The 20,285-nt window shown below is 66.5% G+C and carries 18 protein-coding genes; 11 read left to right on the top strand and 7 right to left on the bottom strand.

What is annotated here, in order from left to right; genetic code table 11:
* Window positions 1-102: 102 nt before the first annotated feature.
* From SLQ30_RS00200 to SLQ30_RS00190, 3 genes are all read left to right on the top strand, one after another.
* Entirely contained in the window at window positions 103-621 is a 519-nt protein-coding gene (locus SLQ30_RS00200) for a lipoprotein LpqH (RefSeq protein ID WP_319458302.1), read from the top strand.
* 104 nt (window positions 622-725) lie between these two features.
* Window positions 726-2,456, top strand: a complete 1,731-nt coding sequence (locus SLQ30_RS00195) for a hypothetical protein (protein WP_319444845.1) — start codon at window positions 726-728, stop codon at window positions 2,454-2,456.
* Window positions 2,453-3,766 carry a CHAT domain-containing protein gene (locus SLQ30_RS00190; protein WP_413467911.1) on the top strand — a complete coding sequence of 438 codons (1,314 nt, stop codon included), beginning with the start codon at window positions 2,453-2,455 and terminating at the stop codon, window positions 3,764-3,766. The genes SLQ30_RS00195 and SLQ30_RS00190 overlap by 4 nt, the downstream gene beginning before the upstream one ends.
* Before the next feature lie 4 nt (window positions 3,767-3,770).
* On the opposite strand, the gene SLQ30_RS00185 is transcribed toward SLQ30_RS00190, so the two are convergent.
* The gene (locus SLQ30_RS00185; protein WP_319444843.1) at window positions 3,771-4,421 is read right to left on the bottom strand and encodes a hypothetical protein; all 651 of its coding nucleotides are present in this window, start codon (window positions 4,419-4,421) and stop codon (window positions 3,771-3,773) included.
* A 66-nt stretch (window positions 4,422-4,487) separates the two neighbouring features.
* Here SLQ30_RS00185 and SLQ30_RS00180 point away from each other — a divergent pair, with 66 nt between their 5' ends.
* Together SLQ30_RS00180 and SLQ30_RS00175 are read left to right on the top strand one after the other, a co-directional pair.
* Window positions 4,488-5,807 (top strand): hypothetical protein, encoded by a 1,320-nt coding sequence (locus tag SLQ30_RS00180; RefSeq protein ID WP_319444842.1) that lies wholly within the window; start codon window positions 4,488-4,490, stop codon window positions 5,805-5,807.
* Entirely contained in the window at window positions 5,804-6,910 is a 1,107-nt protein-coding gene (locus tag SLQ30_RS00175) for a hypothetical protein (protein WP_319444841.1), read from the top strand. Before SLQ30_RS00180 ends, SLQ30_RS00175 begins: the two co-directional genes overlap by 4 nt.
* A 6-nt stretch (window positions 6,911-6,916) precedes the next feature.
* On the opposite strand, the gene SLQ30_RS00170 is transcribed toward SLQ30_RS00175, so the two are convergent.
* From SLQ30_RS00170 to SLQ30_RS00155, 4 genes are all read right to left on the bottom strand, one after another.
* The gene (locus tag SLQ30_RS00170) at window positions 6,917-8,317 is read right to left on the bottom strand and encodes an alpha/beta hydrolase (RefSeq protein WP_319445539.1); all 1,401 of its coding nucleotides are present in this window, start codon (window positions 8,315-8,317) and stop codon (window positions 6,917-6,919) included.
* A gap of 58 nt (window positions 8,318-8,375) precedes the next feature.
* A complete protein-coding gene (locus SLQ30_RS00165; protein WP_319444840.1) occupies window positions 8,376-8,798 on the bottom strand; it encodes a DUF6653 family protein in 423 nt (140 codons plus the stop codon).
* Between the two features lie 17 nt (window positions 8,799-8,815).
* On the bottom strand, window positions 8,816-12,160 hold the full coding sequence (lysX, locus tag SLQ30_RS00160; RefSeq protein WP_319444839.1) for a bifunctional lysylphosphatidylglycerol synthetase/lysine--tRNA ligase LysX: 3,345 nt from the start codon (window positions 12,158-12,160) through the stop codon (window positions 8,816-8,818).
* A gap of 72 nt (window positions 12,161-12,232) precedes the next feature.
* On the bottom strand, window positions 12,233-12,568 hold the full coding sequence (locus SLQ30_RS00155; RefSeq protein ID WP_319444838.1) for a DUF1844 domain-containing protein: 336 nt from the start codon (window positions 12,566-12,568) through the stop codon (window positions 12,233-12,235).
* Between the two features lie 260 nt (window positions 12,569-12,828).
* On the opposite strand from SLQ30_RS00155, the gene infC reads away from it, so the two are divergent.
* The 5 genes from infC to SLQ30_RS00130 all read left to right on the top strand — a co-directional run bounded on the left by infC (window position 12,829) and on the right by SLQ30_RS00130 (window position 16,628).
* Complete coding sequence (infC, locus tag SLQ30_RS00150) at window positions 12,829-13,464, top strand: translation initiation factor IF-3 (RefSeq protein WP_319445538.1); 636 nt, start codon at window positions 12,829-12,831, stop codon at window positions 13,462-13,464.
* A gap of 25 nt (window positions 13,465-13,489) precedes the next feature.
* Complete coding sequence (gene rpmI, locus SLQ30_RS00145) at window positions 13,490-13,684, top strand: 50S ribosomal protein L35 (protein ID WP_319444837.1); 195 nt, start codon at window positions 13,490-13,492, stop codon at window positions 13,682-13,684.
* A gap of 54 nt (window positions 13,685-13,738) precedes the next feature.
* Window positions 13,739-14,128 carry a 50S ribosomal protein L20 gene (gene rplT / locus SLQ30_RS00140; RefSeq protein ID WP_319444836.1) on the top strand — a complete coding sequence of 130 codons (390 nt, stop codon included), beginning with the start codon at window positions 13,739-13,741 and terminating at the stop codon, window positions 14,126-14,128.
* A 35-nt stretch (window positions 14,129-14,163) separates the two neighbouring features.
* Window positions 14,164-14,946, top strand: a complete 783-nt coding sequence (locus SLQ30_RS00135; protein ID WP_413467910.1) for a TrmH family RNA methyltransferase — start codon at window positions 14,164-14,166, stop codon at window positions 14,944-14,946.
* Window positions 14,947-15,023: 77 nt separating this feature from the next.
* Window positions 15,024-16,628 carry a GMC family oxidoreductase gene (locus SLQ30_RS00130; protein ID WP_319444834.1) on the top strand — a complete coding sequence of 535 codons (1,605 nt, stop codon included), beginning with the start codon at window positions 15,024-15,026 and terminating at the stop codon, window positions 16,626-16,628.
* Here SLQ30_RS00130 and SLQ30_RS00125 read toward each other — a convergent pair.
* A complete protein-coding gene (locus SLQ30_RS00125) occupies window positions 16,625-17,896 on the bottom strand; it encodes an acyl-CoA dehydrogenase family protein (protein WP_319444833.1) in 1,272 nt (423 codons plus the stop codon). The two genes, SLQ30_RS00130 and SLQ30_RS00125, sit on opposite strands and share 4 nt — an antisense overlap.
* Window positions 17,897-17,901: 5 nt before the next feature.
* Entirely contained in the window at window positions 17,902-18,975 is a 1,074-nt protein-coding gene (locus SLQ30_RS00120; protein ID WP_319444832.1) for an oxygenase MpaB family protein, read from the bottom strand.
* A gap of 348 nt (window positions 18,976-19,323) precedes the next feature.
* Between SLQ30_RS00120 and SLQ30_RS00115 the strand changes: the two genes are divergently transcribed.
* Window positions 19,324-20,283 carry an adenylate/guanylate cyclase domain-containing protein gene (locus SLQ30_RS00115; protein ID WP_319444831.1) on the top strand — a complete coding sequence of 320 codons (960 nt, stop codon included), beginning with the start codon at window positions 19,324-19,326 and terminating at the stop codon, window positions 20,281-20,283.
* Window positions 20,284-20,285 lie beyond the last annotated feature (2 nt).

The following is a 20,285-nucleotide window of genomic DNA, read 5'->3' as shown; positions in this document are numbered from 1 at the left end:
ACGGTACTCCCGCCGATAGTTGGGATCGGTAGCAATTCCGGCCATCTGTACTCATCTCACGACGGAGCCATCGGGGCGACGCGGAAACGAAGGGACAGTTCAATGGGAATTGCCAAGAATCGGGTTCTGGTTGGCGGAATCGGCCTGGTTGCCGCCGCTGCCGTACTGGTCGGTTGTTCCGACGACAAGGGCACCTCGTCCTCGTCGAGCACTGCGGCGAAGGGCTCCGGGACTTCCCAAGTCGCCCCCGGCGTCAGTACCGGCGGCAGCACCTCGGTCAAGGTGGAGGGCCAGGACCTCGCCGGCGTCGATCTGAACTCGGTGACCTGCGTCAAGGCCGGCGGCAAGATCAACGTCGCGAGTGGATCGGCAGGCGGCCAGCAGGGCCTCGGCGTCGTGATGACCGACGAGGCCACCCCCAAGGTCGAGTCGGTGGCACTGGTCGTCGACGGCAACGCCCTTGCCGTCGCGTCGATGGGCGGCGCGTCGACCGGATCGGCTGACGTTGCCGTCGACGGCAACAACTACACGATCACCGGAGACGCCGTGGGTGCCGACATGAAGAACCCGATGTCGGGCATGATCACGAAGAAATTCGAGATCAAGGTGACCTGCAGCTGACGGGCCACTCGGGGGGCGGCGGGCGTGCCATACACGCCCGCCGCTTCGGCGTCGCCCGCCCCCTTTGCTCTTCACGTCCCCGGAACCCGACTTATGATGCAGCCGTGTCGATCCCCGGTGACCTGGAGCGGGCCCGCCAGCTCGCCTTCGCCGATGACGAGGTGGCCGCCAAGGAGCTCCTGCTCGCGCTGATACCTCAAGTCGAGGTGGCCGACCGTGACGATCACATGCTCGAGGTGCTCGCTCAGCTCGGCGAGCTCTACCTCGTCAGAACCGCATACGACGGCGCTCGGGAAGCCGTCCGCCGGATCCGCGACTGCCTGGCCATTTACGCGTCGATCCAGGATGGGACGGCGACCCCCGAAGTGGTGGCGCAATCGCGCTTCGGCGATGCGGAAGTCCGGCACATGATGTGCCGCTACTCCCGTCGAGCACAGTTTCTGGAAGTGGGGCTCGCCGCCGCGATGGGCGACCACGATGGCGCGGCCGCCGCGATCAGCCACCTCGACGGCATGGAATCGGAGTTCGCCGACCTCGCCGATGAGTTCGACTACCTCAAGACCTACGCCCGCCTGGTGTGCGCGACCGCATTGTGCGACGACGACATGTACGTCCGCTCGGGGCCCCTCTGGCAGCGGGTGGTCGACGACATCGGCGAGTCATCGGGTGGCAGTGAGGCCGCCGATCGACTTTGGGTGAATGGTGCGCTTGGGTACGCGAGGTTCTGCATTGAAACGGGCCGCCGTGAGGAGGCGGAACCCTGGCTGCGTCGGGCGGGTGCCCGTGCGGACGCCCGTGGGTGGGAGTTGGCAATGGCGCGAACGCAGTTGGAAAGAGCGACCGCCAGCTGGACGATCGGTGACCACCTGAGCACAGAGCATTTGGTCACCGAGGCCTACAAGGTGATCCACCGCTACGCCCGCGCCGACGACGTGTCGCGGTGCTGGCTCTACATGGGTTTGACGCGGCTTGCCGCGGGTGGCCTGCAGGCGGCCGACCAGTGCTGGGAGTACGCCGAGCGGCACTGGAGGGAGCTCGGAAAGCCGCTGCACATCCACCGCATTCTATTGCAGCGCAGCTGGATTGCGATCTTACGTGGGCGGTATCAAGACGCCATTGACATGGTCGAGCAGGCGCGTAGCTGCCTCGATGCCTCACCCCGAAGCAGCTGGCTGGCCTACGCGCGGCTCGACGATCACCTCGGCACCGTTTGGCGCGCCGACGCGCTCGCTGACCTCGGTTTCGACGGCGCAGGCGACCCGGACGAAGACTGGCCAGAGGCGGAAGCGCGTTATCGGAAGTCGTTGGGCGTCACCTCCGCCGAACCCGGAAGCCCGAGTTATCGCAGCGGGCTGGCGAAGCTCGCCAAGGCGGCCGAGTTGAAGGTGCCCGCCGCGCTGGCGGTCGACTCGGTGCGCTATTCGATCGTCGACGCCGAGGCTAGGTCGCAGTGGGCGACGTGTGTCTCTGCGCGACTGCTCGCCGGGGCGTTCGCAGTGGCGTGGGAGTCGGAGAACCACGAGATGGTGGGCGCGTTGGTCGAATATCACAGCGCGCGTGGAACGTTCAGCACGGACCTGCCCGCAGACGGCGGCATCGAATTCTCCCGCGTCGCAACGGCACCCGCGCCGATGGTCGATGCCGACGAACTAGCCATGGTCGCAGGCGGGCTTTCGACTGAGCGCGGGCGGTCGTTGACCAGACTCGGCCCGCTGCCGCCTTTGCAGATGGATCCGACGGGCGGACCGGTGCTGGCCGAGTACCGCGAACTCGCGCGTCAGCGGTACGGCCAGCCCGTCACCGCGGCCGAAGCCCCTTGGTCCACGTGGCCCTGACCGAATCAAGCCCACGGGACACCCTGGTGCTGCGGTTCGCCGACGTCGGGACCGCAACCTACGGCAGTCTGCGGATCGTCGGCCAGCCAGCGCGGACCATCACGTGGGTGGTGGAGGAACCGCTGCTGCTCGCCGCCCTCGCTGAACTCGCCGACGCGCTGCCAGAGCCGAAGCCAGGTGAATCGGTGACCGACGCCCTGGCCCGCGCGCTGGGTACGGGACCGTTCGCGATGCAGGTCACCGAACTGACGCTGGCCTATCGGCTGGGCGTGCTGCTCATCTCCGAATCGGCCTGGCAGCTGCTGCTTGCATGCGTCGCATCCCCCAGAGCGCTGTTGTTCGTCTCGCCGAGTGCGCGGCTGGCACGGGTGCCGTGGGGCCTGCTCGCCGTGCCGACGGTTCGACCCGCCGCGGACGAGATCGTGCGGGCCAGAGTAGCGGCCATTACGCAGGAAGGTCCGACGCCGGCCCAAATTCCGTGGGGCAGCAACGACATCCATTCGATGACGGAGGGCTACCGCCTGATGGAGCTCGTCGAGGTGTTGATGGCGGTACCCGCCAACATCGTGCACGGCCAACGGTCACCCGTCGCGTGGGCTGCCCGAACCGATCGGCCGCCGCTGCTGGTGCTGGATCCCCGAGTACCCAACCAGCGCGCTGACTCCTCCCTTGGTTCGGTCTTGGGCCGCCCGAACCCGGAAACGGTGTTGGCGCAGCACTTCGGACAGTTGACGGCGCGTACTGCGGTGTGGCCCAACGTTGCTGCCGCCGTGGAGTTGTTTCGCCGTACGGATGCGGATTGGTCGTGGTTGGCCGCGATGCTCGCCGACCGCCCGAGTCGACTGTTGTTCGTCGGCCACGCCACCGCCACTGACCCCGGACACGCCGCCCAGGCTGCTTTACACGTGGCCGACGAACGCCCGCTCACCGCTTCGGATGTCATGTCGCTGCAGCTGGCCATGCCGCCGCGGGTGGCCTTGTTGGCGTGTGCATCTGGCGGCGACTATCGCTTCGACGAGGCCACCGGTCTGGTGGCTGCCATCGTCCTCGGAGGTGCCCAACTCGTCACGGCGACCCTGTGGTCACTTCCGACGACCGCGGGCTACCGGCAGTTCGCACCATCGCCGTCCGGGGACCCCATGGCCGAGGCCGTGATCGCAGTGGACGACGCCCACCAGACCGCGGACGCGGGCTGCGCAGTGAATGCCTGGCAACGGGCTCAGATGCGCCGGTGGCGCGACGGAGCCTCCGAGGCGAGTCCGATCTACTGGGCGGCGCTGGTGACGTTCAGCGTGGACGGGGCACGGTGATCACTCAATTCGGTGGCACACACACAGCGACCGCGGATTCGTCCCCGTGTCGGTAGTACGCATCCACCACGCTTCCCGGCGTCACTTCGGCCAGCGCGGACGCAGGCACTAGCGCCGTTTCGTGTGCGGGGAACTGGCCGCCCTCGGGCCTGCTGACCATCAGATCGAGTTCGACCTCCCGATAGTCCTCGCGCGCCTCACCCGTCGTCCGCATCGCCGTCACCACGCCGTGTGACCGCGTGCCGTGCCGAATCAACGCGAGCTGGTCTGTGGTCACCAGCCCCTTGCGCACCAGCATCTGGTCGAAGGCCGATCGGACTGCCGCGATGTCGTCGGCCAACGAAAGTCGTTCTCGAGCATCGGGATCGAAGGCCACCAGCAACACGACTCCCGGCCGCAGCCCAGCCACCGCCGGATCGTCCGAGGACTGCCGCAGCCGGCCCATGAAACGCTGTCCCGACACGCTCTCGACGTCGACGATGATCGGACCGGTGACGGTGCGCACGGTGCCGATCGCCACCGCGCAGCAGGTCGCTTGTGAGGCCTCCAGACACTGCGCACGGTGTGGTGAGCGGCGGCGGAACTGCCGGGCCAAGCCCGCCACGAGAGCGACGCACGCGAGGAAGACGAAGGCGATCGAGAAGACATCGGGCATGGCAAGCATGATCGGACAGCGCGTCGGCTACCGAACCCAACTTTTCTCTGGCCCTATTCTGGGCAGATGAACACGGGGCCGCACGTGCTGACGACTGTCGCAGTCGCCAAGCCCCGCCGCGCGGTGATCGATCAGGCGTGGCGGGCAATCGGACCCGGGGTCGAGCTGCTCAGCGGAACCGACGGTGGTCCGTTGCGGCGGACCGTCAAGCGCATCCTCGATCCTTTGGTTTTTCGGCTGCGATCCAACCCGCAGTTTTCGGCTCCCGTGCTCGAACCCGAGGTGGCGTCGGCGCTCGACGAGCTCATCGCCGAGCACGCAGAACGGTTGCGGTCAGCTGCGAGCTGGTTCGCACTTCTCAAGGCGGAGCGGCGTCGGCTCAGGATCACGACGGGCAACGCCCAAGAGCTCTACTTCCCGGTGTGCTTCGAACTCGCCGTCACTAGGGGAGCGCCGTCGCCCGAGGACCGGGACACCGCCGAATCGGTGCTCCGCGAACTCCACGACGATCGGGACCGCACGGCCGTCGAGCATCTGAACCGCTACGTCGACGACGAACAGGTCATCGACGGGTTGACCAACCAACTCGAGAGCAGCTGGCACGACGTGCGCCCCGGAATCACGATGGCGGGTCCGTTCCTGGCGGGACTGGAGACAGTCCTCGGCCACGCCGACGGTCATACGGCGCAGATGGCCCGCCAGCGAGTCTGGTCGGCACTGATCGCCGACGCGACGCCGTACAACTTCGGGGCTCGCGCCCGGGTCGAGTTTGCCGACCTGCCGTGGTCCATTGTCGAGGTGGGATTGAGTTCCATTGCACCGCAACAGCCTCCGCGAGTCGTCGGTGGTTCGGATCGGGACCGGCCGCTCGACCGCGCCGTCGTCGACCGGGTGCGCGCCACGCTCCGGCGCGCGATGGATCGTGATGAGCTCCCCGACATTCCATTGTTGTGTGCCGAGGAAGTGGACCGGTCTTGCGCTCCGTGGGGGCTACTTTCGGAGGACAGGCAGGCGACCCTGGTGGCCGGCATCGACATGGCGGTAGACCTTGCCCCGCTGCGTGATTCGGCTGTGCCACGGTACTACCTCGGCAGGCAGATCCAGGCCCGGCTGCGCAAGGAGGCCTACGTCCTGCACGCCCGGCGTTACCTCGCCGATGGTGCCGCGCTGCATCCCCGGCAACGTAAGGTCATCGACGACCTTGCGGCCTTCGCGCGCCCGTACACCATCCGATTATGGGCACGTCTGCATGGACGCGACGTGTGGCAGGAGTCGTGCGCCGACGTGGATGACGTCAGAGGCGTCCTCGAGGGCGTGGCCCGCTCGGTGAGCCTGGATCATCGGCAGCGCATCAAGGCCATGCTGGAAATCGAGGTGGCGCAATGAGGCTGGTGACAGAGTCGGGTCTGTGGGCCACAGGTCCGGTCGTGGCCGAGGCGCCTGCGGTGGCGGTGCTGGAAGTCAGCGGCGCCGTACTGGCGTGGACGGTCGACGATCCTGCGGGTGCGGAGGCGACGCATATCGCATTCACGAACTTCGCTGCCGCCGAATGGCTTTGGCGGCTGGTTGGCGAGCCTGGGCACGTGGCGCTGCTGGCGGCGTTGGAGGGGCGCACGGCACACGATGGCCAACCGGTCGACGTCGCGGGTGTGGAGCCGTCGCTGGCGGCGCTCGATCCGTTGCGTCGGTTGGCGGTCGGACACTGGCTGCGACGGTGGTGGCCTGCGAGTGCGCGCGACGGGATCGTCGGATTGGACGCGGCGGTGCTGGACGGAGAGTTGGCACTCTTGACGGTGGGCGCACAGGACTACTTCGGCGACGACACGTTCGACTCCGACGTCGCCGACCTGCTTCGGCCGCATCGGGCAACACTCGCCGAACTCGCGCGCGGCGAAGACCCACGCGTCGCCGAATTGGCCACGGCCTGTGTCGAACTCGCCGACGAACTGGGCGTCGAGATGGGGGCGGTGCCAGTGGTGGACGCGGCCCGCCGTCGCGACGACTACGCGCTCGCCGCCGGGTCCGACGCGACGTCGCGCGCCACCGAGCAGATCGCACGGGGAGTTGGATCGGTGAACTGGGCCGCGGTGCCGCCTGGCATGTTCGACGCGGCAGACCGTACGGTCGACTGGGCCATCGAAATGGCCGGGTCGACGGCTGTGGCCGCGGTTCGGGTGGCGACGAGCGCGCCCGTTTCCGGAATCGAAGTCCGGCTCCGGGCCGGCCCCTTCACAGCAGTTGGCGTGCTGAGCGCAGACGGTCGTGCGAGGCTGCCACTGGTCGGCGCGGCGAGTGCGCCGGTGACGGAAGTGCAGGCCTGGGGCCACGATTGGCCGACGGCGACCGTGACCATAGGCGCTGACGTCGCCGACTCCGCGGCGGCCGCCGAGCTGCGCCAGCGACTCCGCGACTTCGCACGCGGCAGGCTCGCGCGCCCCGGCGAGGACGCCTTCCTCGCCGAGGTACTTGCCGCCGAATCCGACTACTGACGGTGGTTAGCGGCCAGCCGCCTCGGCGGTCGGCGCTGGGGGCGCCGGCGGTGTCGAGGCCGGCAGCGGCTGGACGGGTACGCCAGGCGTGCCGAGTTCACCGGCCAGCCACGGTAGAGCAGCTGCGAAGGCGTGCGCAGCGAACGGCCAGTCGTGCTTGCCGGGCTGAGCCACCACCGCACACGTGATCCCATTGGCCGCACCCGTGTCACAAAGCGAGGTGGCGGCCGCCGTCTGGCCAGTAGTGTGGCCGGCGGCGTCCCGGCCGCCCGTTCCGTTGCCGCCTTTATTGGCCGCGTTGACCATCGTCGGCGAGTTGGTGACCGATGCCGTTCCGCTGATGTCGAACCAACCCGAGACGCCGTCGTACGGGCCGTGTTGGTGCATCACCGTGGTGGGGTCGAAGCTCGCGTAGGCCGCGGCGTTGCCGCCGAACAGTCGCTCGATCGTCTGCTGTTTGTTGCCCGAGTTGGGCGCGATGTCTCCGGCGATGTCCTCGAAGGTGCTGAACTTACCGGGGTGCATGACGGCCAAATCGACTGCGCAGGTGCCGCCCATCGACCAGCCGACGATGCCCCACTTCGCCGGGTTCGCGCTGACGCCGTAGGTGTGCTCCATGAAGCGTGGCACGTCCTCGGAGAGGTGGTCGGCGGCGTTTCCGCGTGACCCGTTGACGCACTCGGTGTCGTTGTTGAATGCGCCGCCCGAGTCGACGAAGACGAGGACCGGCGCGTTGCCGCGGTGGCTGGAGGCGAAGTCGTCTGCGGTCTTGATCGCATTACCCGCGCGCAACCAGTCGGCTGGCGTGTTGAATTCGCCGCCGATCATCATCACCGTCGGGAGCGGCGGTGGTGGATTCGACGCATACCAGGCGGGTGGCAGGTACACCAGTTCGCCGCGGTGTTTGAAACCGGACGGAACCGAACCGATGTCGACGGGTACCACGGTGCCCTTCGCGGGGATCGTGCGGGCTTTCTGCATCGCGACCACCGTCGCCTGATCGGTCTGATCGGGTAGCGGACCCGCGGTGAGTTGATTCCACGCAGTCTGCACGGTGGGGAAGTAGCCGACCCACAGATTCAGAGCCAAAGCGGCGCACAGCAGAGCCAGTGGTACCGCGGTCACGGCTGCGCCGCGACGCCACCAGCGCGCCCCGCGCCAGCCCGCCACCAGCACGACGAGGGCGCCGCCGGTAACCGTGATCCAAATCCACAGCAGATTCGGAGCAGGATCGCTCGCGAGCCCTTCCGTCGAGACGTACCAGTACGCAGCGGCTGCCAGCACTCCGCCGAAGACGATTGCCACAGGTAGCCAGCGCCTGCGCCAGGTCCGCGTACGCCAGCCGATCGCCGCGACCAGTGCCGCGGCCGCCACCACCTGGATGGTCAGGGGCAGCCAGCCGTGCATGAGCGAAAGATGTTGTTGGCGAAAATCTCCCGCTGCGGTTAACACGATCGTCACGAGATCATCGTGGACGCGAATCCTGGGGATCAACTGTGAGGATTCGGCGGCGGTCGAAATAGCGCACCATCAACGCCCAGTAGACGAGGGTCAGTGCCATCTGAACGGCAGTTGCGACGATTGCGGTGCGCACGCGGTGGCGTCGTGCGGCGATGATCGCAATCCCGGCGGCCAGCGAGGTGACGACGCTGAGCACCGTCGACGCGTCGCGCGGGCGATCGACGATCCACTGTTCCTCGCCGAGCATCGCGCGAGTCGCCCACGCTCGGTCATCGGCCGGCTTTCCAAACACCACCGGGTTGATTGCCAGCCACGCGGCCACCAGTGCGGCGTGACTCCATCGCCGGGTCCAGACGGGCACCAGAACCAAAGGAGTGCTCGCCCAACGGGTCCATGCGCTCCACGGATTCGAGTGCCGCGCGAACATCGCGCGGCGAAGCCGCGCTAGCGTGGCTTCGCCATCGGGAACGGCAGCGTCTCGCGGATGCTGCGTCCGGTTATCAGCATGACCACGCGGTCCACGCCAACACCGAGCCCACCCGTTGGCGGCATCGCGTACTCCATCGCCTGGAGGAAGTCCTCGTCGAGTTCCATCGCCTCCGGATCACCGCCCGAGGCGAGCAGCGACTGCTCCTCCAATCGACGGCGTTGCTCCACCGGGTCGGTCAGCTCGCTGTAGGCGGTACCGAGTTCGACACCCCACGCGACGAGGTCCCAACGCTCGGCGACCCCGGGCAGACTGCGGTGAGGCCGGGTCAGCGGCGACACCGACGTGGGGAAGTCCTTGTAGAAGGTGGGTCGTTCGGTCTGCCCTTCGACGAGGTGCTCGTACAACTCCAGTACGACTGCGCCCGCATCCCAGTGCAGCAGGTATGGGACTCCGGCCCCGTCGCACAGCCCGCGTAGCCGGTCCAACGTGGTGTCCGTGTCGACCTGTTCGCCGAGCGCCTCCGATACCGCCCCGTGCACCGTCTTGACCGGCCATTCGCCTGAGATGTCGACCGCTTGCAGCGTGCCCTCGGTCGCGCCGGGCCGCATCACGACCTGGCTGCCGTTGGCGGCCTGTGCGGCGTTCTGGATGAGTTCCCGACACCCGTCGATCCACACGTTGTAGTCGGCGTGCGCCTGGTAGGCCTCCAGCAGCGTGAACTCGGGGTTGTGGCTGAAGTCGACCCCCTCGTTGCGGAACGCGCGGCCGAGCTCGAAGACCCGCTCCACACCACCGACACACAACCGCTTGAGGTACAGCTCCGGGGCGATCCGCAGGTACAGATCGAGGTCGTAGGCGTTGATGTGCGTCATGAATGGTCGCGCGTTGGCGCCGCCGTGGATCTGCTGCAGAATCGGCGTCTCCACCTCGAGGAAGTCCTTGGCGACCAACGTCTCCCGGATGGAATGAAGGATTCTGCTGCGCGCGGTGATCAGGTCGCGGGCTTCGGTGTTGATGGCCAGATCGACGTATCGGGTGCGTACCCGAGCCTCGGGATCGGTCAGCCCCTTCCACTTGTCGGGCAGTGGCCGCAGGCACTTGCCGATCATTCGCCAACGGTCCACCAGCAATGACCGCGTGCCCGACTTGCTGGCCCCCATCGTGCCGGTGACCTCGATCAGGTCACCGAGGTCGGTGGCGTTGGTGAAGTCCGCCGTTTGGCCTTCGATCAGTCGGGAGTTGTCGAAGAGCAACTGCACCTCGCCGGACCAGTCCCGCAGTTGCGCGAACAGCACCGAGCCGTAGTCACGCATGCGCAGTACGCGTCCAGAGACGCTGACGGTGACGTCGTTTGTGTCCACCGCCTGCGCGATGGTGTGGCTGGGGGCCCGGCCCACGGGATACGCGTCGATGCCGTTGGCCTGCAAGGTCTTCAGCTTGGCCATGCGGACTCGGACCTGTTCGGGTAGCCGCGACGGACCCGGCTCGTCGGCGGCATCGACCCGTAGCCCGGTCAGGTCGGGGGCGCTGCCGTCGTGCTGCAGGCGCCCGGAGTCGACCAATGTCTTCGGGGCGGCGATGTGGTGGCCGGTGTGTTGTTCGGAGCGCTTGCTGAAGGGCAGCACCAGGAAGCCCTCCGCGATCACCGAGGCGATGCCGACCCGCGGGATGAGCCGGGCGTCCTCGTAGCAGGCGTAGCGGGGCACCCACTCCGGTTGGTACTTCATGTTCGATCGGTACAGCGTTTCCAGCTGCCACCATCGCGAGAAGAACACGAGCAGGCCCCGCCACAATCGGGCGACCGGGCCCGCGCCGAGTTGCGCGCCTTCCTCGAAGGCCGACCGGAACATCGCGAAGTTCAGCGAGATGCGCGTGATGCCAATGCCTTCGGATTGCAGGCACAGTTCACTGACCATCAACTCGATGGTTCCGTTGGGGGACTGGGGCGAGCGACGCATCAGGTCCAGCGAGACACCGTTGGTGCCCCACGGCACCAACGACAACATCGCCACGACTTCTCCATCGATTCCCCCGTCGCTTCGCTCCTGCCCGCCGGACTCACCCTTCACCGCCTCGACCAACAAGCAGTCGCTGTCGGCCGGATCACCGAGCCGTCCAAGGGCCATCGAGAACCCGCGTTCGGTCTCGGTGTCACGCCACGTGTCAGCGCGTTTGGTCACCTCGCTGAGTTCTTCTGGGACCAGGTCACGGTGGCGGCGGATGCGAACCGTCAGACCGGCCCGGCGGGCCCGCGTCACCGCTTGGCGCACGGGCTTCATGTCGGGTCCGGACAGCTTGTAGGTGTCCGGGTGAAGAATGGCCTCGTCGCCGAGTTCGAGCGCGTTGAGTCCGGCCTCGCGGAAGGCTTGCGCCCCTGCCGAACTCGCACCCATTACGCCGGGCGCCCAGCCGTACGTCTCGCAGAGTTCGAGCCAGGCGGCGATGGCAGCGGGCCAGGCCCGCGGGTCGCCGATCGGGTCGCCGCTGGCCAGGCAGACCCCGACTTCGACGCGGTAGGTGATGGCGGCGCGGCCGTTTGGTGCGAACACCACCGCCTTGTCGCGGCGGGTGGCGAAATAGCCCAGCGAGTCGTTCTTTCCGAACAGTTCGAGGAGCCCGCGGATCGCTGATTCGTCCTCTCCCGTGAGGGCGTTGTCAGCATGTTGGGATTGGAACAGCACGACGGCGGCCACCATCAGCGCCAGTGCTCCGAACAGGCCGAACAAGGCGTTGAGGAACACATGAGGGTGCCCGACGAAATTGTCGGAACTGACGGCGGCGAATCCGCTGACCCGGTTGATCGCGTAGCCGAGCCGATACGGCCGCTGGAGCGTGCCGGGCATCAACTCGAGCAGCCCCCACGCGAGCAGGATGCCGATGGCCATCCCCGCGACCAGCGTCGCGGCCGACTTGAACAGTGCACCTCGGCGCACTTTCGCCCAGAACTGCTTGCGTGCCAGCACGAGGGAGCCGATCGCGGCGAGGTGGAAGCCGAGGCCGATCCATTCGCCGGTTTCCTGAAGCCAGGTGTTGCCGCCAATGATCAGGTCGCCGGCGTTCCACACGATCGCGGCGACCATGTACAGCAGCAGGATCCACCACGCGATCCGTTTGCGGGCAGCGAGCGCCGCAGCGAGTAGGGCCAACACGAACGCCCACGCGAAGCTGGTATCGGGGAAGTTGAAGACGTAGTCGTTGACGAACTCCCGCGGCACCTTGATGATCGCGCGGATGAGCGGGGACACGCTGGCAATCAGGGACAGCGTCGCGATGATCCCGACGATCCAGCCGGCCGCCGCGGGTACCCACCAGAACGTCGAGCGCCGCTGCTTATGCCTGTTGAGCGCGGTCAGGGTCATAGGGCGCGAGGATATTCGCTCTGGCTTGGAAATAGGTGTAACTCCTGACTCGGGTGCTGAGCGGGCCGCCGGCTACCAGACCGGTCCGGTGTATTTCTCGCCAGGACCGTGCCCTGGCTCGTCGGGCGCGACGCTGGCCTCGCGGAAGGCCAATTGCAGACTCTTCAGTCCGTCGCGGACCGGACCCGCATGCGGACCCAGATATTCCGCGGACGCCGTCACAAGGCCCGCGAGTGCTGTGATGAGCCTGCGCGCTTCGTCGAGGTCCAGGTGCGGGCTATCGTCGGGTTCCGGCGCGGATAGCCCAAGTTTCTCCGCGGCTGCGCTCATCAGCATGACGGCCGAGCGCGTGATGACCTCGACGGCAGGAATCTCGGCCAGTTCGCGGATGTTAAGGGGATCGGTCATGCCTGCTAGACTGGCACGCGCGACCGTCCCGGCATACGCCAGGACAGCAAGTGGAGTCCCACTCCCACCGTTGGCCACGTGATCCGTCTCGAAGGCTAAACGGTCCGGTCACGGGTACCTGACGGTGCCTGTTCTGCGTTTCTTCGCAGGCGGCGACAGCCGTGATCGGTCGGCATTGGGCCCTGCATCATGCAGGGCCGCTCTGTTCTCATGAACAGGGTGCTGATGGCGTGGGCCCCGCCAACGACATAGGAGGCCCCATCAGCACTGAGACCCGCATCAACGAGCGCATCCGCGTACCCGAGGTCCGGCTCATCGGACCCAACGGTGAACAGGTCGGCATCGTGCGCATCGAAGATGCACTCCGCGTCGCCGCGGATGCCGATCTCGACCTCGTCGAAGTTGCACCAGCCGCCAAGCCCCCGGTCTGCAAGATCATGGACTACGGCAAGTTCAAGTACGAGACGGCACTCAAGGAGCGCGAGTCTCGCAAGAACCAGCAGCAGACCGTCGTCAAGGAACAGAAACTGCGCCCCAAGATCGACGACCACGACTACCTGACCAAGAAGGGTCACGTAGTCCGCTTCCTCGAAGCAGGGTCCAAGGTCAAGGTGACGATCATGTTCCGCGGACGCGAACAGTCGCGGCCCGAACTGGGTTACCGACTCTTGCAGCGGCTGGGCGCCGACGTTGCCGACTACGGCTACGTCGAGACGTCCGCCAAGCAGGACGGCCGCAACATGACGATGGTGCTGGCCCCGCACCGCGGCGCGAAGACTCGCGCCAAGGCGGCGCACGACGCCGACGCGCCTGCTGCACAGCGCGCGAGCGCCGCGCCTGCCGAGCCGGCAGAGGCGGCGGAACCCGCGGTGGCTCAAGATCCGCCGACGACCTGACCAACATTTAGAAACTGAGGACAACATGCCCAAGGCCAAGACTCACAGCGGAGCGTCGAAGCGCTTCCGGAAGACCGGCACCGGAAAGGTCGTGCGGGAGAAGGCCGGCCGACGACACCTGCTCGAGCACAAGGCGAGCAAGCGCACCCGTCGGCTCGACGGTCGCACCACGGTCGCCGCGAACGACGTGACCCGCGTGAAGAAGATGCTGAACGGCTGAGCCTGCTCCTGGCAGGCCGTAGCCCCATAGTCCGCACGAGAATAGGAACCTCCAATGGCACGCGTGAAGCGCGCACTAAACGCCCAAAAGAAGCGGCGCACCATCCTCAAGGCCTCCAAGGGCTACCGGGGACAGCGCTCCCGGCTTTACCGCAAAGCCAAAGAGCAGCAGCTGCATTCGTTGTCCTACGCCTACCGTGACCGGAAGGCGCGTAAGGGTGATTTCCGCAAGCTGTGGATCTCCAGGATCAACGCGGCCGGCCGCGCGAACGGCATCACCTACAACCGGCTGATCCAGGGGTTGAAGGCAGCAGGTGTCGAGGTGGACCGCAAGAACCTGGCCGAGATCGCCGTCAGCGACCCGACCGCGTTCACCGCGTTGGTCGAGGTGGCCAAGGCCGCTCTGCCCGCTGACGTCAATGCCCCGGCCGGAGAGGCAGCCTGAGCTCCTCCGGAGGGCAAGAGCGAAGCGACCGGGGAATCGGCACCGCTGCACTCACTGAACGCTCGGACCGCGTAGCGGCCGCGCTCAAGTTGCACCGCACCGCAGGACGTCGCCGCGCCGCACGCTTCCTTGCCGAGGGACCGAACCTCGTCGAGGCAGCGTCGCGGCGCGGTTTGGTGTTGGACGTGCTCGTCACGGAATCCGCCCGCGACCGATTCGCCGACCTGCTCGACGGGTTGGCCGTCCACGTGGTCACCGACAAGGCTGCCAAGGCCCTGTCCGACACCGTTACTCCTGTCGGACTCGTCGCGGTGTGCTCCATCCCCGAGGTCGCACTGCCTGACGTGCTTGGCGCGGCACCGCGGCTCTTGCTCGTCGCGGTCGAGACCTCGGAACCCGGCAACGCAGGAACCCTGATCCGCATCGCCGACGCAATGGGTGCGGACGCGGTCGTGCTGGCGGGGGACAGTGTCGACCCGTACAACGGCAAGTGCCTGCGCGCTTCGGCCGGAAGCATCTTTGCGGTCCCGGTGCTCGAAGCGCCCGACGTCGAAGAATTGATGGCGGCACTGAGCCAGGCCGGCCTCCGTACGTTGGCGACGACCCTCGATGGCGAACAGTCCTTGGACGGAATGGAACTGATTGCGCCGACGGCGTGGTTGTTCGGCTCCGAAGCCCATGGCCTGGCCCCGGCCGTCGCCGCGCTGGCCGATGCCAGGGTGGCGATCCCGATGCGCGGCAGCGCCGAAAGTCTCAACATCGCCACGGCTGCGGCCATCTGTCTCTACCAAAGTGCGCTTGCGCAAAGCGGCACCTAGCGGAGTATCGTTCGGCGCTACAGTATGGACGCTATTTGTAATGTCCATCCGACCGAGCCGAAACCGGGGTACCACCGATGACTCGCTACGACTACATCATCGCCGGTGCCGGTTCAGCAGGGTGCGTGCTGGCGAACAGGCTGTCGGCCGATCCGCGCAACAAGGTGCTCCTCGTCGAGGCGGGCGGCCCGGACCGTCACCCGATGTTCCACGTGCCCAAGGGCGGTGGGCTGTTGATGGACAACGACAAGTACGCATGGCGGTACCAGACCACCCCGTTCGGACCCAACCAGCGGTCGGAGTTCTGGACGAGGGGCAAGGTCCTCGGCGGGTCGAGTTCCATCAACGGCATGGTCTACAACCGTGGCAACCGGGCCGACTACGACGAGTTGGAGCGCCTTGGGAACAAGGGCTGGGGCTGGAACGACATCCTGCCGATCTTCAAGTCGTTCGAGGACAACGAATTCGGCCCTTCACCGACGCGGGGTGCCGGCGGACCCCTGCACGTCTCGGTAGGACGTGGGCCCGACCCGTTGTGCCGGGAGATCATCGGTGCCGGCGCGAGTGCGGGGCTGCGCGAGCTCCAGGACATCAATGAATCCGATGACCCTCGCATCGGATTCGCCACCGCGACCATCCGGAATGGTCGCCGGGTCAGCGCCGCCGACGCCTTCTTGAAGCCCGCGAAGCGTCGGGACAACCTGGACGTGGTCACGCATACCACCGTTCAGCGCATCATCGTCGAAAACGAGCGCGCCGTCGGCATCCACGTGAAGACGGCCGACGGTGCCAATGCCGAGTTCCGCGCGGATCGCGAGATCATCTGTGCACTCGGCAGTCTGGGTAGCCCGCAGTTGCTGCAACTGTCCGGCATCGGACCCCGCGAGGTACTCGAGGAGGTGGGCGTTCCCGTCGTCGTCGACCGTGAGCACGTTGGGCGGCGGGTGCACGAACACCGTTGCTTTGCACTGCGATTCAGGCTGAAGGAGAACCTGGGTTACAACCGTCAGCTGTCGTCGAGCCGCGGCCAGGCCGCCGCGGCGGCACGCTACCTGGCGACGAGGAAGGGCACGCTGGCGACTCCGACGTTCGAGGTGCTGGCCTTTCTGAAATCGGATCCGAACGTCGAACGCGTGGATGGGCAATTGCTGCTCGGGCCCTTCACGATCCCCAAATATCAGGTCGGTGAGCCCATGTCGATCGAGCGGGAGCCAGGGGTGTCGTGTCTCGGCTTCGCGCTGCGTCCGACCTCGGAGGGCAGCGTGACGATAACCTCGGCAGATCCTGCCGCGCCACCCCGCATCGAACCCAACTATCTCACCAGCGACTACGACCGCACCGTGACCGCCGATCTAATGCGCAGGGCGCGCGAACTATTCGCGCAGTCTCCGATCGCTGACCGCATCGACCACGAGATATCACCTGGCCCAGGGATCCAGAGCGACGAGGAATTGATCGACACCGCACTCGACGACGGCTACACCGGCTATCACGCGGTCGGTAGTTGCGCGATGGGCCCCAGCGACGACGACGTCGTCGACGACCGGCTGAGGGTCAGGGGAGTGGACGGCCTGCGGGTCGTGGACTGTTCATCAATGCCGATCATGTTGGCAGGCAACCTAAATGGGCCCGTGATGGCCATGGCGGCGCGGGCCTCGGACTTCATTCTCGAGGACCGCTAGTCGCTGAGCAGGCCTCTGGCTACATGGGTGATCTGGACCTCGTTGCTGCCCGCATAGATCATCAACGACTTGGCGTCCCTGGCCAATTGCTCCACCCGGTACTCGGTCATGTAACCGTTGCCGCCGAACAGCTGCACGGCCTCCATTGCGACGTCGGTGGCAGCCTGGCTGCTGTACCACTTCATTGCCGACGCCTCAGGCAATGAGATATCGGTGCCGCTCTGCGCCGCTTCGATGACCCGAAACAGCATGTTGCGGACGTTCATTCGGGCCACTGCCATGTTCGCCAACTTCAATTGAATGAGTTGGAACTGACCGATCTCTTGGCCCCACAGACTGCGGGACTTCGCGTAGTCGGTGCATAGGCGCAGGCACTCCTCGATGACGCCGAGCGCCATCGACACGACGCCGATCCGCTCGGCGGAGAAGTTCGATCGCGCGCTGTCACGGCCATCGCCGGCGCCGTCCTCGGTCTCGCCAAGCAGCCGGTCGCGGCCGAGGCGCACGTTGTCGAAGAACAACTCACCGGTGCGGGAGCTGTGAATGCCCATCTTGCGGAACGGCTTCGATTGAACGAACCCGTCCATGCCACTGTCGAGTACGAACGTAAGCACCTTGCGGTTGCGCTTGTCGGCTGGGCCAACCCCCCGGTCGCTTCGCTCCCGCCCGCCGCTGTCGCCCTCGTCCAGCTTGGCGTAGACGACGACCACGTCGGCGTCGGGGCCGTTCGTGATGAACGTCTTCTGGCCGTTGAGCACGTAGTCGTCGCCATCGCGCACGACATAGGACTTCATGCCACCGAAGGCATCCGACCCCGAATCCGGCTCGGTGATGGCCCACGCGCCGACCTTCTCGTAGGTGACCAAACCGGGCAACCAGCGTTCCTGCTGGGCCAGTGTGCCGCGCGAGGCGATGGTCGGAACGGTGAGCCCGAGGCTGACACCCATCCCCGTGACCACGCCCATGCTGACTCGGCAGAGTTCGCTCACCACAACGAAGCCCATGCCGGCCTGTTCGCTTCCGCCGCCCAACATGCCGCCAGCTCGTGCACCGCGCGACTCGGTTCCGTCGCGCATCTTGGCCAGTCGTTTCTCCAACGATTCCTTGGCCATCACGTCGATGCCGAACGACGAGAACAACTTTCGAATGATGGGATACGGCGCCATCTCGCCGCTCTCGAGTTCATCGACGTGCGGCCGGATCTCCTTGTCCACGAAGGCGCGGACGGCATCGCGCACGGCAAGGTCGACGTCTGACCATTCGAGCATGTAGTTCAGGCTGCCTTTCCAGGCTTTTGCCGACCGCGCGCTGGGCGTAGACCGGCGAGGGAGAAGGTGGTGTGGACGAGTGAGCCAGCGCGTTCCACCAGGGACTTGTGTCGAGGAATGTAATGCATGGGAAGCTCCCAGCGCTCGCGGGGCGGCGCAGTGAACGACGGCGCTTCCACCAGGGGCGCGTCTGCGGGGATCCGGCCGGCCGCGCGCTTGTAGGCCGCCAAGGCGCGGGGGTGCAGGCGGATCTCGTCGGGTACGGCGAGGAAGGCCACTTCGACGAACTTGCCGAACAGCCGCAGGATCACCTCGTCGCTCGGTGTCCAGTGCATGCCGGCCTTCTCGCGTACGGCTGGGTCGAAAAGCCCCGCCGCAAGCCAGCGCTGTCCGGCGACCAGCGGCTTGAAGAGCTGATCCCATATCGGGGTCGGCATCAACACGAACCAGGGTTTCGGGATGCGGATCGTGAAGATGTCGAGGGTGGCCTGGTTGAGCTCCAATTCCTCGCGGCAGGTGCGCTCCCAGTACTCGCAGAAGTCGTCCCACGTCTCGGGTACGGGCCGCATGCTCATGCCGTACATCCGGTACCACTGCACGTGTTCGTCGAACAGTTGGCGCTTCTCGGCCTCGGTCAGCCCGCCGCAGAAGTACTCGGCGGTCTTGAGGATCAACATGAAGAAGGTGGCGTGCGCCCAGTAGAACGTCTCCGGATTGAGCGCGTGATAGCGCCGCCCTTCCGCGTCGACACCCTTGATGGTCTCGTGATAGCCCCTGATCTGGGCACCCGTCTGTGCGGCGCGGTCGCCGTCGTACACCACGCCCATGATCGGGAACACGGATCTGGCGACGCGCTGAAGTGGCTCGCGCAGCAGGATCGAGTGGTCCTCCACGCCGGCTCCGAGCTCGGGGTGCATGTTCTGGATCGCACCGATCCAGACCCCCAGCATGCCCGTGCGCAGGTCGCCGAAGTACTTCCAAGTCAGCGAATCGGGGCCGAGGGGGTCGGCGGTTTCACCGTCCGTGCCCACCGTCGATCGAATGGTGGCCTTCGCGCTCGGCTTTGAGCTCGCGTTCATGGTGTCCTCGCTGAGTGTCAACCCACGGGTGTCCGATCACGATAATCTTGACAACGCATGTTGTCCACGATTTCGCGTTGGCGCGCCGAACGTCGTTACCGAGCGTGCATCCACCCTCCATGCGCACGTGACCTGCGGGTTTTTTGGTTGCGGACGAACGGTCGGGTTGTCGACGGCGACGGGATCAGCGCGCCGCTGTGACCCCCCGGCGCGAATCGCCGGACGAGTGTGAGCAATGTCTATCGGTGGCAGATCAAGATCTCCCCAACAGCCACAATGGGGTGGCACGCCGTCGTTTCCGTGGGTTCTTCATTGCCGCCCCTTCGAAAGGCCACCTAGGGTGGCGTTGTGGATGTCGAATCGTTCGAGGAACGGCTCGGCGGGCAGGAGCGAAGCGACCCGGGGATCAGGTCCGGCGGACAGGAGCGAAGCGACTCGGGGGCCAGTCCTGCCGAGCGAAGCACCGGGGGCGTCGGCCCCGCAGGTCCCCTTGGGTGGCTAAAGAGCACCAACCACAGTCCCGCTGTCATCGCCTTCATCAAACGCGCTCGCCGCGCGTTGCCCGGCGACCCGGACTTCGGGGACCCGTTGTCGGCGGACGGAGATGGTGGACCCAGGGCGGCCGCCCGCGCAGCGGATCGGCTGATGGATCGCGGTGCCGCGTCCAAGGAGGTGAGCCTGGCCGGCCTGCAGGTCTGGCAGGCGCTGACCGAACGCGTGTCCGGGCGGCCGGCATACGGCGAAGTGACGTTGGTGTTCACCGACCTGGTCGGGTTCTCCGACTGGTCGCTACGCGCGGGCGATGACGCCACCTTGACGCTGCTGCGACGCGTAGCCCAGGTAACCGAACCGCCGATGCTCGCGGCAGGTGGCCAGATCGTCAAGCGGATGGGCGACGGCACCATGGCGGTGTTCTCCGATGCGGGCACGGCGGTGCGTGCCGTGCTCACGGCGCTCGATGCGGTGAAAACCGTTGACGTGGGCGGCTATACGCCGCACATGCGGGCGGGCATCCACACGGGGCGACCTCAGCGCATCGGCTCGGATTGGCTCGGCGTCGACGTGAACATCGCCGCGCGAGTCATGGATCGGGCCACCAAGGGCGGGCTCGTCGTCTCCGGGACAACGCTCGACCACATCGCAGCCGAGGACTTCGATGCGCTCGGCGTGACGGTGAAGCGGATCCGCAAGCAACTGTTCGCGCCCAAGATCTCTGGCGTGCCGGAGGACCTCGCCATGTTCCGCGTGAGGACTCGGAGGGAGCTCCCAGGTGCTGATCCGGAAGATGTCGACGACACGGGCGGATAGTT

The sequence above is a fragment of the Mycobacterium sp. RTGN4 genome (assembly GCF_033804635.1).
GTDB lineage: Bacteria > Actinomycetota > Actinomycetes > Mycobacteriales > Mycobacteriaceae > Mycobacterium.
The sequence above is the reverse complement of the archived record's forward strand: the minus strand, read 5'-3'. Positions and strand labels throughout refer to the sequence as shown.

Bases quoted from the DNA above. Each gene is read 5' to 3' on its own strand.
- SLQ30_RS00200 (WP_319458302.1), top strand. From the start codon at position 103: ATGGGAATTGCCAAGAATCGGGTTCTGGTTGGCGGAATCGGCCTGGTT.
- SLQ30_RS00185 (WP_319444843.1), bottom strand. From the start codon at position 4,421: ATGCCCGATGTCTTCTCGATCGCCTTCGTCTTCCTCGCGTGCGTCGCT.
- SLQ30_RS00180 (WP_319444842.1), top strand. From the start codon at position 4,488: ATGAACACGGGGCCGCACGTGCTGACGACTGTCGCAGTCGCCAAGCCC.
- SLQ30_RS00175 (WP_319444841.1), top strand. From the start codon at position 5,804: ATGAGGCTGGTGACAGAGTCGGGTCTGTGGGCCACAGGTCCGGTCGTG.
- SLQ30_RS00170 (WP_319445539.1), bottom strand. From the start codon at position 8,317: ATGCACGGCTGGCTGCCCCTGACCATCCAGGTGGTGGCGGCCGCGGCA.
- SLQ30_RS00165 (WP_319444840.1), bottom strand. From the start codon at position 8,798: ATGTTCGCGCGGCACTCGAATCCGTGGAGCGCATGGACCCGTTGGGCG.
- lysX (WP_319444839.1), bottom strand. From the start codon at position 12,160: ATGACCCTGACCGCGCTCAACAGGCATAAGCAGCGGCGCTCGACGTTC.
- SLQ30_RS00155 (WP_319444838.1), bottom strand. From the start codon at position 12,568: ATGACCGATCCCCTTAACATCCGCGAACTGGCCGAGATTCCTGCCGTC.
- rpmI (WP_319444837.1), top strand. From the start codon at position 13,490: ATGCCCAAGGCCAAGACTCACAGCGGAGCGTCGAAGCGCTTCCGGAAG.
- rplT (WP_319444836.1), top strand. From the start codon at position 13,739: ATGGCACGCGTGAAGCGCGCACTAAACGCCCAAAAGAAGCGGCGCACC.
- SLQ30_RS00130 (WP_319444834.1), top strand. From the start codon at position 15,024: ATGACTCGCTACGACTACATCATCGCCGGTGCCGGTTCAGCAGGGTGC.
- SLQ30_RS00125 (WP_319444833.1), bottom strand. From the start codon at position 17,896: ATGCTCGAATGGTCAGACGTCGACCTTGCCGTGCGCGATGCCGTCCGC.
- SLQ30_RS00120 (WP_319444832.1), bottom strand. From the start codon at position 18,975: ATGAACGCGAGCTCAAAGCCGAGCGCGAAGGCCACCATTCGATCGACG.